This window comes from Tabrizicola sp. T46, assembly GCF_057219895.1.
This window is the reverse complement of record NZ_JBXVVV010000006.1, coordinates 52456-65728: the sequence shown is the minus strand read 5'-3', so window position 1 is coordinate 65728 and position 13273 is coordinate 52456. Positions and strand designations below refer to the sequence as shown.

The window sequence follows — 13273 nt, the reverse complement described above, 5'->3', positions numbered from 1 at the left end:
AAGAGGTGCGAATCGACACGCTGGAGCGACGGCCTTCATCAACCGCGCAGGACGTTGATCCGGTCGCCCAGCCGGATCTCGCCGTCGGTCTCGACGCTGCAAAGGACCCCGCGCAGGCGGAGGTGGCGGTGTTCCGGGGTGCGGACCCAGTCATAGGCGGCCTCGCCGTAGCGGACCTTCCATTTCGCGCAGCCGTCGTTGAAAACCTCCGACACCCGCAGGACCGCCGTGCCCACCGCCAGAAGCTGGCCCTCGGGCAGGTTCGCCTCGCTGGTGTCAAGGTCGGCGACAAAGGTATCGCCCGGATGCAGCTGCGCATCCCGGTCACGCCAGACAAGGTCCAGCACGCGGCGCGGCAGGATAGAGACCTGGATGCCGGGATGGCCAGTCCCATCCGGCAGCTTCAGCCACGGGGCCGTGCCCCAGCGTTCGCCGGGGATACCGTGGGCGCGGGTGACCGTGATGCTGTCGACGAAGTTGCGCTGGCCATAGCCGGGACGCAGGCACAGAAATTCAACCGCGCTGCCCGTCTTTGGTGCCTTAAGCACATCGGGCAGCGCGGCTGCAAGCTCATCGGCTGATGGGTGCAGGTTCACTCGTCCAGCACGTCCCCGTCATCGCCGGCCATGGTGAAGTCCAGCCCGTTGGCGGCGCGGATCTTGTCCTCGATCGCCATGGCGACCGAGGGGTTCTGCTTGAGGAAGAGCTTTGCGTTCTCGCGCCCCTGGCCGATCCGTTCGTCGCCGTAGGAATACCAGGCACCCGACTTCTCGACCACGCCGGCCTTGACGCCGATATCCACCAGCTCGCCCGTCTTGGAGATGCCTTCGCCATACATGATGTCGAATTCCACCTGCTTGAAGGGCGGGGCTACCTTGTTCTTCACCACCTTGACGCGGGTGGTGTTGCCCACGACCTCGTCCCGGTCCTTGATCGCGCCGATCCGGCGGATGTCGAGGCGGACGGATGCGTAGAATTTGAGCGCGTTGCCGCCGGTGGTCGTCTCAGGGCTGCCGAACATGACGCCGATCTTCATACGGATCTGGTTGATGAAGATCACCATGCAGTTCGACCGGCCGATCGAGGCGGTCAGCTTGCGCATCGCCTGGGACATCAGTCGGGCCTGGCTGCCCATTTGCATGTCGCCCATGTCACCCTCGATCTCGGCCTTGGGGACAAGGGCGGCGACCGAGTCGACGACCACCATGCTGACGGCCCCCGAGCGGACCAGCGTATCGACGATCTCCAGCGCCTGCTCGCCGGTATCGGGCTGACTGATCAGAAGCTCGTCAAGGTTCACGCCCAGCTTCTTGGCGTATTGCGGGTCAAGCGCGTGTTCGGCGTCGACAAAGGCGCAGACGCCCCCCTTCTTCTGTTCCTCGGCCACCGCATGTAGGGTCAGCGTGGTTTTGCCCGAGGATTCCGGCCCGTAGATCTCGATGATCCGGCCCTTGGGCAGGCCGCCGATCCCCAGCGCGATGTCGAGGCCAAGCGATCCGGTGGAGGTCGCCTCGATCTCCATCGCCGGGCTGTCGGCCCCGAGCCGCATGATCGAACCCTTGCCGAACTGCCGTTCGATCTGCTGGAGAGCGCTTTCCAGCGCCTTCGACTTGTCCATTTCCCGCTTGCTCCCGAGGTCGAGAAGGTTTGCCGTCGCCATGTCACGCTCCTTATTTCATAGCCACCCGCAGGCGGCAATCCTTGCCCATGTTCCCCAAGTGTTCTCACATCTATGGGATCAAACAGAGAACATTTCAACCATATTCTTCCGACTCGCAGCTTTTGCCGGGTTTGGTTAAGGGATAGTTTACGCCGCCGCCTGAAGACGGGGGGAGGCAGGAATTCAGGGACGCGGGGGTCGGAAATGCTGGTGTTCTGGGAAGAAAGGCTCGCGTTTCTGGCGACGCCGAAGACCGGCTCGACTGCGATCGCGGCGGCTCTCGAATCGCTGGCGGCGGTATCGATCCAGCGGCCGCCGCTTCTGAAGCACACGACGGTGCATCGTTACCGGCGTTTCATCGGGCCCTATCTTGAAGCCGCGTCGAAGGACACCTTCACCGTCGTCGCCCTGATGCGCGAGCCGACGGACTGGCTGGGGTCGTGGTATCGCTACCGGCAGCGCGAGGGGACCGATCCGGCGAAGTCGACGCGCGGCATGACCTTCGACGCCTTCGTCCGCGCCTGGTGCAGCGATCCGCGGCCCGATTTTGCCGATGTCGGGAGCCAGGAGCGGTTCCTGCGCCCGCGGCAGGGGGTCGGGGTGGACCGGCTGTTCCGGTATGAGGAGATAGAGACCTTCGTCGCCTTCCTGGAAGACCGGCTGGGCTGCGAGATCATCCTGCCGCGCCTCAACGTCTCGCCTGCCGGGGCGACCGAACTGACACCGGAGACGCGGGCCCTTCTAAGGGAGGCGGCGGCGGATGATTATGCGATGTACGAGACCCTGCAGGGCTAGGCGGCGGGTTGCCTGTCTTTCGGGAAAGGCATGACAGGTCGGCGGGAAACCGCTAGAAAACCAGACAAGGGGCCACGAGACCCCATGAGGCAGAAAAGGGCGGACCAATGATGGATGAGGGTTTCACGCGGCGCGGGCTCATGATCGGCCTGGGTGCGGGTCTGTTGGCGGGCTGTGCCAACGGCGTCGGGTCGAACGGGGCGGCGCAGATCGATGCGCGGGTCGATGCGACGCAGCAGTTCCTGTTCAGCCGGTATCCCGGAACGGCGGACCTTGCCCAGCAGGCGGCGGGGGTGCTTTACATGCCGCTCGTCACCGAGGCGGGCTTCGGGTTCGGCGGGGCCTACGGGCGCGGGGCGCTGCGGATCGCGGGAGCGACCGTCGACTACTACTCGGCCACGAAGGCCACCGTCGGCTTCCAGATCGGGGCGCAGCAATATGCCCATGCCCTGTTCTTCATGACCCCCGCGGCGCTGGAAGAGTTCCGCCGGTCCCCCGGTTGGGCGGCGACGGCGGACATCCGCTATGCGACACCGGAGCAGGGCGCCTCGATCGGCAAGGAGACGACCGAGCTTGACCCGGTCATAGCCCTCATCTTCGGCCAGCAGGGCCTGATCGCGGGGGCGACGCTGGGCGGGGTGAAATACACCCGGATCATCCCCTGACACGTCCGGCTGACCACAGTGGTCAGATTCGGATTTGCGAACGCTATCAGACACTTGGCCGTGGACGTTAACAATTTGGAAAGGGTTGAAGGTGGGGTCAGCCCCACCCTACCTGAGGCGGCGGATAAGGCTGGAGGTGTCATTCCTGCCCCCGCCCATCAGCTGGACGTCCTTGTAGAACTGGTCAACGAGCGCAGTCACGGGAAGGCGCGCACCGATCTCGTCTGCGGTATCCAGGCAGATGCCGAGGTCCTTGCGCATCCAGTCCACCGCAAAGCCGAAGTCGAATTCGCCCTCCAGCATGGTCTTGTGGCGGTTGACCATCTGCCATGAGCCTGCGGCGCCTTGGCTGATGACCTCGACCACCTTCTCGCCGTCAAGCCCGGCCTTTTCGCCGAAGGCGAGCGCCTCGGACAGGCCCTGCATCAGGCCCGCGATGCAGATCTGGTTCATCATCTTGGCAAGCTGCCCTGCCCCGCTGGGACCGATCAGCCGGCAGATGCGGGCGTAAGCTGCCATCACGCCCTCGGCCCGGGCGTAATCGGCGGGGTCCCCGCCGCACATGATGGACAGCTGGCCGTTCTCGGCCCCCGCCTGCCCGCCCGAGACCGGCGCATCGACAAAGGCGATGCCGGTCTTCGCCCCCTGGGCGGCAAGCTTGCGGGTGATGTTCGCGGAAACCGTGGTGTGGTCGACGAAGATCGCGCCCGGCGTCATGCCCGCGAAGGCGCCGTCCGGACCAATGCAGACCGAGCGCAGATCGTCGTCATTGCCGACGCAGGCCATAACGAACTCGGCCCCCTTCGCGGCCTCGGCGGGGGTGCCCGCGCGGCGGCCCTGGTGGCGCGTGACCCAGGCCTCGGCCTTGGCGGTGGTGCGGTTCCAGACGGTCACGTCATGGCCCTTGGCCTGAAGGTGCCCGGCCATCGGAAAGCCCATCACCCCAAGTCCGAGAAACGCCACTTTCGCCATCTTGATCCCTCCGATGATTGCCGTTCATGGCCGGATCGACTAGGAACCCAACATGCCGACCCCGTCAAGCCAACGCCCCAAGATGACTGACCAACCATGCTGACCGCCTTTCGCTGGTTGATCAGGCTTCTGACCGCCGCGATCGTGCTGGGGCTGATCGTGCTTCTTCTGGCCTACTGGATCCTGTCGCGGTCGCTGGTCGACTATTCCGAGGATTTCACCGTGCAGGGCATCACCGCCCCGGTCGAAATCGTGCGGAACAACGACAACGTGCCGCATATCTTCGGGGCGACGGACAAGGACGTGTTCTTCGCCCTTGGCTTTGCCCATGCGCAGGACCGGCTCTGGCAGATGACGATGCTGCGCCGGACGGTGCAGGGGCGGTTGTCGGAGATATTCGGGCAGCCGACGGTGAAAGTGGACGAGCTGATGCGGCGCTACGATCTTTACGGCCTTGCGCTGCAATCGGTCGAGGCGCAGGACGAAGCCACCAAAGCGGCGCTGGAGGCTTATGCGGCGGGGGTGAATGCCTGGATCGGCGAGATCAACAAGGGCGCACGTGGCCGGGGGGCGCCGGAGTTCTTCCTTTTCGAGCCGGAGATCGCCGCCTGGGCCCCGGCGGATTCGATCGCGATCCTGAAGCTGATGGCCCTGCAGTTGTCGGGATCGTTGCAGGACGAGGTCCTGCGGGCGCGGGTGTCGCTGCTGCTCTCGCCCGAGCGGCTGGCGGACATCCTGCCCGACGATCCGGGTCAAGGCGTGGCGGCGCTGCCGGACTTTGCCGCGCTGGTGCCGGGCGTCCTGCCGTCGATGGAGCCGCTGGACTTTGCCCTGGGACCGATGTCGCCGGTGGCCGCACCCGGGATGGGCGGGGCCTCGAACGCCTGGGCGGCGGCCCCGGCGCGGTCGGCGGCGGGCGGGAGCCTCTTGGCAAGCGACCCCCACCTTGACCTGACGGCGCCGACGATCTGGTATCTGGCGCGGCTGGAGCTGCAATCGGGCGGCGTGATCGGCGGCACCATTCCAGGCACGCCCGCCGTGCTGGTCGGCCGGTCGGAGCGGCTGGGCTGGGGCCTGACCACGGCCTATCTGGACGATCAGGACGTGCTGATCGAAGAGCTGAACCCGGAAAACCCCGAGGAATACCGCACGCCGGAAGGCTGGGCGACCTTCGAAAGCCGTCAGTCGATCATCACGGTCAAGGATGAAGCCCCCGTCACGCTGACGCTGCGCTGGTCACGGAACGGCCCGATCCTGCCCGGCACGCATTACCAACTGGCCTCGATCACCCCGCCGGGACATGTCGCTGCCGTCAGCTGGACGGCGCTGAACGGGGCCGACACGTCGATGACGGCGGCGCTGCGGCTGATGCAGGCCGGGGATGTGGCCTCGGCGATCGAGGCGGGGCGGCTGGTCGTGGCGCCCGCGCAGAACCTGATGCTGGCGGACCTGAACGGGATCGCGATGCAGGTCGTGGGCCAGATGCCGGCGCGCGACCCTGCGCATCCGTCGAGGGGCCGTCTGCCGGTGCTGGGAGCGGACCCGGCGGCGGGGTTCAAGGGCACCCTGCCCTATGAGACGAACCCGCGCTTCGTGAACCCAGCAAGCGGCCTTCTGGGCAACACGAACAACAAGATGATCGACCGGCCCTTCCCCGAACATGTGAGCTTCTCCTGGGGCGACACGCAGCGCATCCAGCGCTGGCTGACGCTGATGCAGGCGCGCGAGGTGCATACCCGCGAAAGCTTCATCGAGGCGCAGCTGGATACGGTGAACCCGACGGCGCGGGCCTTGCTGCCCTTGATCGGGGCGGACCTGTGGTTCACCGGCGAGGCGGCCCCCGATGGCACGCCCGAACGGCTGCGGCAGCGGGCGCTGATCCTTCTGGCCGAATGGAACGGCGAGATGAACGAGCATCTGCCCGAGCCGCTGATCGCAGAGGCCTGGCTGAGGGCCTTGCAGGAGCGGCTGATCCGCGACGAGTTGGGCGAAATGGCCGACAGTTTCACCCATATTTCGCCGGTGTTCCTGGAGCGGGTCTATCGGAACGTGGGGGGCGCGGGGGTCTGGTGCGACGTGATCCAGTCGGCGGCGACCGAGACCTGCACCGACATCGCGCGGATCGCGCTGGATGAGGCCCTGCTGCGGCTGACCGAGCGTTACGGGGACAATCTGGAAAGCTGGCGCTGGGGCGACGCGCACCTGGCGGTGCATGACCATCCGGTTCTGGGCGAGGTGCCGTTCCTGCGGTACTTCGTGAACATCCGGCAATCCACGAGTGGGGGTGACGACACGCTGATGCGGGGTGTCACGCGGGGGACGGGGGATGAGCCCTTCCAGAACGTGCACTCGGCGGGCTACCGGGGGGTCTATGACTTTGCCGACCCCGACAGCTCGGTCTTCATCACCGCCACGGGGCAGTCGGGGCATCCCCTGTCGCGGCACTATGACGACCTGGGCGAGCTTTGGCGGCGGGGGGAGTATATCCCGATGTCGCTGGACCCTGATCTGGCCCGCGCGGCGGCGGCGGGGGTGATGGTGCTGACGCCGGAGGGGCAATGATCCGGACCGAGCGGCTGCTGCTCCGCCCAGCGCGGATCGGGGATCTGGGGGATGTGCATGCGATCCTGTCCCAACCGGCGGCGATGCGCTACTGGGCGACGCCCGAGCATGAAACGCTTCAAGAAAGCCGCCAGTGGCTGGAAGGCATGATCGAGGGGGCGTCGGAGACGGACTTTCTGATCGAGCATCAGGGCCGCGTGATTGGCAAGGCCGGGGCGTGGCGGGTGCCGGAGGTGGGGTTCCTTTTGCATCCCGACCACTGGGGCAAGGGTCTGGCGAAGGAGGCGATGACGGCGGTGATCGCGCATCTTTCCGCCGATCCGGACCTTGCCGAACTGACGGCCGATGTCGATCCGCGCAATGCGGCCTCTCTGGGCTTGCTGGCGCGGCTGGGGTTTGTCGAGACCGGGCGGGCGGAGCGCACGCTGAAGTGGCGCGACGAGTGGTGCGACAGTGTCTACCTTGCTTTGCGGCGGCCCGCTGAGGGCGCGTCCTAAAGCTCGCGGTAGCGTTTTTCCTGCCGGGCGGTCCAGCGGACGGTGAGGCGGTGGCCCTGATCCGTCGCCTCCTCGGCGGTGACGACGCCCTGGTCGTGCAGCCAGGCGCGCTTGCGGCCTTCGGAGAAGGGGAGCGTGAGGGTGCGTTCGGTCTTTTCCTCGTCAAAGGCGCGGGAGATGGCGGCAAGGAGCGGGGCGATCCCCTCGCCCGTCAGGGCCGAGACGGCGAAGACGTCCGGGCGGCCGGCTGAATTGAGGGCCAGGTCGGCTCGGGCGTCGGGGGTGACGAGGTCCAGCTTGTTCCAGACCTCGATCAGGGGCGTGTCGTCCTTGACGCCGAGAGAGGCGAGGATCTCGGCCACGTCGGCGGCCTGTTCGGCCGTCTCGGGGTGGCTGATGTCGCGGACGTGGAGGATGAGGTCAGCCTCGAGCACCTCTTCCAGCGTGGCGCGGAAGGCGGCGACAAGCTGGGTCGGCAGGTCCGAGATGAAGCCCACGGTGTCGGAGGCGATGATCTTGCGGCCGGAGGGCAGGACGATCCCGCGCATGGTGGGGTCGAGCGTGGCGAAGAGCATGTCCTTGGCAAGCACCTCGGCCCCGGTCATGCGGTTGAAGAGCGTGGACTTTCCGGCGTTGGTATAGCCGACAAGGGCCACGAGCGGGAACGGCACCTTACGGCGCGAGGCGCGGTGAAGCTCACGCGTCTTGACCACCCGGTCGAGCTGGCGTTTCAGGCGCACCACCTGATCGTCGATGGCGCGGCGGTCGCTTTCGATCTGCGTCTCGCCCGGGCCGCCGACAAAGCCGAAGCCGCCGCGCTGGCGTTCAAGGTGGGTCCAGGCCCGGACAAGGCGGGTGCGCTGGTAGCTGAGGGCGGCGAGTTCGACCTGGAGGACGCCTTCGCGGGTGCGGGCGCGGTCGGCGAAGATTTCGAGGATGAGCGAGGTGCGGTCGAGAAGCTTGACGCCCCAGGCCTTCTCGAGGTTGCGCTGCTGCACCGGAGAGACCGCGCCGTCGACGAGGACCAGCTCGATCCCGTCAGCCTTGAAGCGCGCCTTCAGCTCTTCGACCTTGCCCGAACCGAGGAGCGTTGCGGGGCTCGTCCGCGACAGGCGCACGACTTCGGACCCCAGGACCTCAAGTTCCGGAAGGGCGGCGGCCAGCGCCACGGCCTCGGCCAGCCCGTGTTCGGGAAGCCGCCGGGCCGAGGCGGACTTCAGCGCCGGGTGGAGCACATAAGTCCGCGTTGCCGCCGCGGCGGTGTCGCGCAAGCGGTTCCCTGCCCGGTCGGACAGAAGGTCGTCATCGCCCTGCGGATCGCGGGTGATCAGTCTTCCCCTTCGTAAAGACTGATCGGCGCGCCGGGCATGATGGTGGAGATCGCGTGCTTGTAGACAAGCTGCGACTGGCCATCGCGGCGCAGAAGGACACAGAAATTGTCAAACCAGGTGATCACACCCTGCAGCTTGACCCCGTTGATAAGAAAGATCGTCACCGGAACTTTCGCCTTCCGGACATGGTTCAGGAAGGCGTCTTGCAGGTTTTGCTTGTCGGCGGCCATTGTTGTTTTGCCTTGTTTTTCTATCGCTTCACTGTCACGCGAGGCTTTCCTGGACGAAAGCCTGATCGTCACCGCCAGAGACGGCCTGTGCAAAGTATGCTGCGCCTTGGGAGGAGTTTCCAGCGCAAAAGTTGACAGTCTGCAAGCGACGCCCGGGCCCTGTTGCAGCGGCGGGACTAGCTGCGGCTGCGGCCGGGAAGGATCAGCGCAAGGAGGGCCAGCGTTTCCAATCTGCCAACAATCATCGCGAGGCCAAGGATGGCCTTCACAACGGTCGACAGTGAGTCATAGGCGATCGGGTCGGCAAGGGCGACTTCGGCCAGGGGGCCAGTCGTGGTGAGCGCAGCGATGGCAAGGATCAAGGCAGGTTCGAAGGTGACACCGGCCAGCGTCAGAAGCGCTGTGGTGACGGCGATCGAAGCGGCGAAGAGGATGAAGAACACCCAGGCAAGCTGCGCGCCTTCGCGGCGGAGGCGGCGCGCCTCGCCACCGCCGCGCCCGATGGAGCTGGGGTGGATGATCCGTTCAAGCTCACGCTCGCCGTGCCGGAGGAGCGCATAGATACGCAGAAGCTTGACCCCGCCGGCCGTGGTCGCCGTGCCGCCGCCGATGATTGCAAGAGCAAGCAGCACCAGGCCCGGCGTGCCGATCCCGGACCAGTCGGCGCCGGTCTGCCATTCCCCGGAAATGTAGCCGGTGGTGGTCAGAAAGGAGGTGACGGTGAAGAACACGCCCCAAAGCGATGGTAGGGCCTCGGCCTCGTCGACAGGGGTGACGCCGGCATCGATGCGAAGCCAGTGGCGGAGGAAGAGGATCGTCGTGACCGAGAGAATGATGACGGCGGCGAGGCGCAGTTCGACATCGCCGAAGATCGAGCGCCCGGCCTGCGCGGGCCCGGCGGCCGGCAGGGGAAGCGCGCGGCGGGTGATGGCGAAGATCAGGAAGGCAAGGATCAGCACTTCGCCCATTGCGCCGGAACCGCTGGTGCCGGCTGTGGCCTGACCGGTGATGCCGGATGTGGAAAGCGTGCCCATCGCAAGGATCAAGGCGCTGATCCCGGCCTCGCCCGCGATCAGGAGGGCCACCCAGAGGATCAGGGTCAGGGCGGTATATACCGGGAAAAGCCGCAGGGCAAAGCGGACCAGTCGCTCGGTCGGCTCGGCCGTCCTTGTCACCTGCGATGCCCCTTGCGCCCCACGCCCCGGTACCCTGCCCGAGGCGACCTCGGTCCCGCCAAGGTTCATGGGGGCCAGGATCGCATAGGCGGCCAGAAGCGTGATGAAGCCGCCGAACCAGCCCACCAGCGCCCGCCAGAGATGCACCGCATCCGGCAGGCGGTCGGGGTCATAGACCGTGGCCCCGGTGGTGGTGAAGGCCGAGAGCATTTCGAACCAGGCGTTGGTGAAGGTCGTGTCGGGCACCGCCTCGACCAGCGGGAGGGCCATGACCGGGGGCAGGACGACATAGGCGCCGACCAGCGCCGCAAGATGGCTGCGCGCAAGGTTCCGCGGGTTGTAGGCCGCAGTCGCGACCCCAAGCATCACGGTGCCGATCAGGATGATGAGGGCCGACCAGAGGAAATCCCGGCCAAGGGCGGTCTGGTCGCTGCCCACGGCATAAAGTGCGGGAAAAAGCGCAAGGCCGCCCACAAGGCCGATCAGCACGACCAGAAGCGGCAGTTCGGCAAGCCGCGCAAGCATCAGAAGAAATCGATGGAGACCTGCAGGAGGCGCTCCACTTCCGGGACATCGCTGGCCATGGCGAAGAGGGCGATAACATCGCCCGTCTCGATCCTGAGGTCGCCGGTCGGTTTGAGGACCTTCTCGCCCTTCATCACCGCGCCGACCAGAACGCCTTCGGGAAATTCGATGTCGCGGACCAGCCGCCCGGCGAGGGGCGAGGTCGACAGGACCTGCGCCTCGATCAGCTCGGCCTCGGCATCGCCGATGGAATAGACCGCCCGCACCCGTCCGTGCCGGATATGGCGCAGGATCGACGAGACCGTGGTGGCGCGCGGGTTGATGTAGGCATCGATGTCGAGGGGCGCCATAAGGGGGGCCAGGGTCGGATCGTTCACCAGCGCGATGGTCATCTGGCAGCCTGCCTGCTTGGCCCGGACCGAGACGAGAAGGTTGGTCTTGTCGTCATCGGTGACGGCAAGGATCGCGTCGGCCCGGTCGATCGCGGCTTCCATCAGGATGTCGATGTCCATTCCGTCGCCGTTGAGCACGATGGTGCGTTCCAGCCCGTCGGCGGCGGCTTCGGCGGTGGCGCGGTCCTTTTCGATGATCTTGGCGCGGACACGGTCGGTCCGTGCCTCAAGCGCCCGGGCGACGGCAAGACCCACATTGCCGCCGCCGACGATCACCACGCGTTCCTGTTTCTTGGTCTTCTTGCCGAAGATTTCCAGCGCGCGGTTCACGTCCTCGACATGGGTGAAGACGTAGATCTGGTCCTCGGCATAAAGCTGGTCGCCCGGGTCGGGGGCGAAGAGCCGGTCCTCGCGGCGGATGCCGACGACGATGGCGCGGAGGGTCGAGAAAAGCTCGTTCAGCTGGCGCAGAGGCGTGTTCAGGACCGGGCAATCCTCGGAAAGCTGGATGCCAAGTAGCTGCGCCCTGCCCCCCATGAAGCTTTCGGTGTCGAAGGTTGCAGGCGCGGCGAGGCGCTGAAGGGCGGCCTCGGCCACCTCGCGTTCAGGGCTGATCACGACGTCGATCGCCAGCCGGTCCTGGTTCGTGAGATCACCGTAAAGGGCGGCGAGGTAGTTCTGCGCCCGGATGCGGGCGATCTTCCTCGTGATGTTGAAGACGGAATGGGCCACCTGGCAGGTGACCATGTTCACCTCGTCTGAATGGGTTGCGGCGATCAGCATGTCGGCATCGCGCGCGCCTGCGCGTTCGAGGACGTCCGGATGGCTGGCCCAGCCGACGACGCCCTGGACGTCGAGCGTGTCGGTCGCGCGGCGGACGAGGTCCGCGTTCATGTCGACCAGCGTGACGTCGTTCTTTTCGCCCGAGAGATGGCGGGCGATCTGCCACCCGACCTGGCCTGCGCCGCAGATGATGACCTTCATCGAATGCCCTGCCTTCCCGAGGGTTCTGAATGTCAGATCGGGGCGGGTGGGTCAATCGGCTGGGCGGTAGCCCTGATGGGTCAGCCCGGGGAGTTACTCCTCGAACTCGGCAAAGCCCTTGCCACCGCGCGACGTGCCGACGACGCCGAGCGACTTCAGTTTGCGGTGCAGCGCCGAGCGTTCCATGCCGACGAAGCTGGCGGTGCGACTGATGTTGCCGCCGAAGCGGTTGATCTGGGTCAGGAGGTATTCCCGCTCGAAAAGCTCGCGCGCCTCGCGGAGGGGAAGGGCCGCGATGGCGCCGGAGAGCATGACGCCGGTGTCAGCCTCGGCCCGGGTTTCGGCACCGGGAAGCTCGTTGGGCTCAATGGGCCCGGCGCTGTCGCCAAGGATCAGGAGCCGTTCGACCATGTTGCGCAGCTGCCGGATGTTGCCGGGCCAGGCCATGGTCTGGAGGACCGTCTCGGCATCGGGCGAGAGTTTCCGTTGCGGCAGGCCTTGGGTCTTGTGGAACCAGTCGATGAAATGGCGGGTGAGTTCGGGGATATCCTCGCGCCGTTCGGAGAGCGGGGGGACGGCGATGGGGACGACGTTCAGCCGGTCGTAGAGTTCCTGCCGGAAGCGGCCGAGGCCGATCTCGGCGCGCAAGTCGCGGCAGGTGGAGGAGATGACGCGCAGGTCGACGCGGACCTTGTCGGTGCCGCCGGCGCGGGTGAACTGCTGTTCGGTGAGGACACGGAGGATCTTGCCTTGGGTGCCGAGGGGCATGTCGCCCACCTCGTCGAAATAGACCACCCCGCCGTGGGCCTGTTCAAGCAGACCGGGCTCGACACCGCGGTCCGGCGTTTCGCGGCCGAAGAGCACCTCTTCCATCCGCTCGGGCTCGATCGTGGCCGAGGAGACGATAATGAAGGGGGCCGCGGCGCGGTTGGAGTTGGTGTGAATGTAGCGGGCGGCCATTTCCTTGCCCGACCCGGGCTCGCCGGTCAGCATCACCCGGCCGTTCGACTTTGTCACCTTGTCGAGGTTCGACTTCAGAAGCTTGAAGGCAGCGGAGGAGCCGAGCATGTCGGCCGAGGCGACGTCGCGGCGGCGAAGCTCGATGTTCTCGCGGCGGAGGCGGCTGGTTTCCATCGCCCGGGCCACCACGACCATCAGCTGGTCGATGTTGAAGGGCTTTTCGATGAAGTCATAGGCGCCCTGCTTGATCGCGGCGACGGCGATCTCGATGTTGCCATGGCCGGAGATGATGACCACGGGGATGTCGGGGTTGTCGCGCTTGACGGTCTTCAGGATGTCGATCCCGTCCATCCGGCTGTCCTTGAGCCAGATGTCGAGGATCATCAGCGAGGGCGCCTCGACGTTGATCGCGGCAAGGCATTCGTCAGAATTCGCGGCGAGGCGGACGTTGTAGCCTTCGTCGCGCAGGATGTCGCCTACAAGTTCGCGGATGTCCTGTTCATCGTCGACGATCAGAATGGTCAT

General features: G+C 66.2%; 12 protein-coding genes. 4 read left to right on the top strand and 8 right to left on the bottom strand.

Features of this window, described 5'->3' with window-relative positions; translation table 11 throughout:
- Positions 1-38 precede the first annotated feature (38 nt).
- Together AC2D9V_RS17320 and recA are read right to left on the bottom strand one after the other, a co-directional pair.
- Positions 39-590: an MOSC domain-containing protein gene (locus tag AC2D9V_RS17320; RefSeq protein WP_484715385.1), complete on the bottom strand. Its 552-nt coding sequence runs from the start codon at positions 588-590 to the stop codon at positions 39-41.
- A gap of 2 nt (positions 591-592) precedes the next feature.
- The gene (gene recA / locus AC2D9V_RS17315; protein WP_484715339.1) at positions 593-1660 is read right to left on the bottom strand and encodes a recombinase RecA; all 1068 of its coding nucleotides are present in this window, start codon (positions 1658-1660) and stop codon (positions 593-595) included.
- A gap of 204 nt (positions 1661-1864) precedes the next feature.
- Between recA and AC2D9V_RS17310 the strand changes: the two genes are divergently transcribed.
- On the top strand, positions 1865-2455 hold the full coding sequence (locus AC2D9V_RS17310; RefSeq protein WP_484715338.1) for a hypothetical protein: 591 nt from the start codon (positions 1865-1867) through the stop codon (positions 2453-2455).
- A gap of 110 nt (positions 2456-2565) precedes the next feature.
- Positions 2566-3120 (top strand): lipid-binding SYLF domain-containing protein, encoded by a 555-nt coding sequence (locus tag AC2D9V_RS17305; RefSeq protein ID WP_484715337.1) that lies wholly within the window; start codon positions 2566-2568, stop codon positions 3118-3120.
- 108 nt (positions 3121-3228) lie between these two features.
- Here AC2D9V_RS17305 and AC2D9V_RS17300 read toward each other — a convergent pair whose 3' ends face one another.
- Complete coding sequence (locus AC2D9V_RS17300) at positions 3229-4107, bottom strand: NAD(P)-dependent oxidoreductase (protein WP_484715384.1); 879 nt, start codon at positions 4105-4107, stop codon at positions 3229-3231.
- 81 nt (positions 4108-4188) lie between these two features.
- On the opposite strand from AC2D9V_RS17300, the gene AC2D9V_RS17295 reads away from it, so the two are divergent.
- Both AC2D9V_RS17295 and AC2D9V_RS17290 read left to right on the top strand, forming a co-directional pair.
- Positions 4189-6654: a penicillin acylase family protein gene (locus AC2D9V_RS17295; RefSeq protein WP_484715336.1), complete on the top strand. Its 2466-nt coding sequence runs from the start codon at positions 4189-4191 to the stop codon at positions 6652-6654.
- On the top strand, positions 6651-7151 hold the full coding sequence (locus AC2D9V_RS17290) for a GNAT family N-acetyltransferase (RefSeq protein WP_484715335.1): 501 nt from the start codon (positions 6651-6653) through the stop codon (positions 7149-7151). The genes AC2D9V_RS17295 and AC2D9V_RS17290 overlap by 4 nt, the downstream gene beginning before the upstream one ends.
- Here the strand turns inward: AC2D9V_RS17290 and hflX are convergent.
- The 5 genes from hflX to ntrX form a co-directional block, all read right to left on the bottom strand.
- A complete protein-coding gene (hflX, locus tag AC2D9V_RS17285) occupies positions 7148-8422 on the bottom strand; it encodes a GTPase HflX (RefSeq protein ID WP_484715334.1) in 1275 nt (424 codons plus the stop codon). The two genes, AC2D9V_RS17290 and hflX, sit on opposite strands and share 4 nt — an antisense overlap.
- 56 nt (positions 8423-8478) lie before the next feature.
- Positions 8479-8712 carry an RNA chaperone Hfq gene (gene hfq / locus AC2D9V_RS17280; RefSeq protein WP_008028786.1) on the bottom strand — a complete coding sequence of 78 codons (234 nt, stop codon included), beginning with the start codon at positions 8710-8712 and terminating at the stop codon, positions 8479-8481.
- Between the two features lie 176 nt (positions 8713-8888).
- A complete protein-coding gene (locus AC2D9V_RS17275; protein WP_484715333.1) occupies positions 8889-10412 on the bottom strand; it encodes a potassium transporter TrkG in 1524 nt (507 codons plus the stop codon).
- The gene (gene trkA, locus AC2D9V_RS17270; RefSeq protein WP_484715332.1) at positions 10412-11788 is read right to left on the bottom strand and encodes a Trk system potassium transporter TrkA; all 1377 of its coding nucleotides are present in this window, start codon (positions 11786-11788) and stop codon (positions 10412-10414) included. Before trkA ends, AC2D9V_RS17275 begins: the two co-directional genes overlap by 1 nt.
- 93 nt (positions 11789-11881) lie before the next feature.
- Positions 11882-13273 (bottom strand): nitrogen assimilation response regulator NtrX, encoded by a 1392-nt coding sequence (ntrX, locus tag AC2D9V_RS17265; RefSeq protein ID WP_484715331.1) that lies wholly within the window; start codon positions 13271-13273, stop codon positions 11882-11884.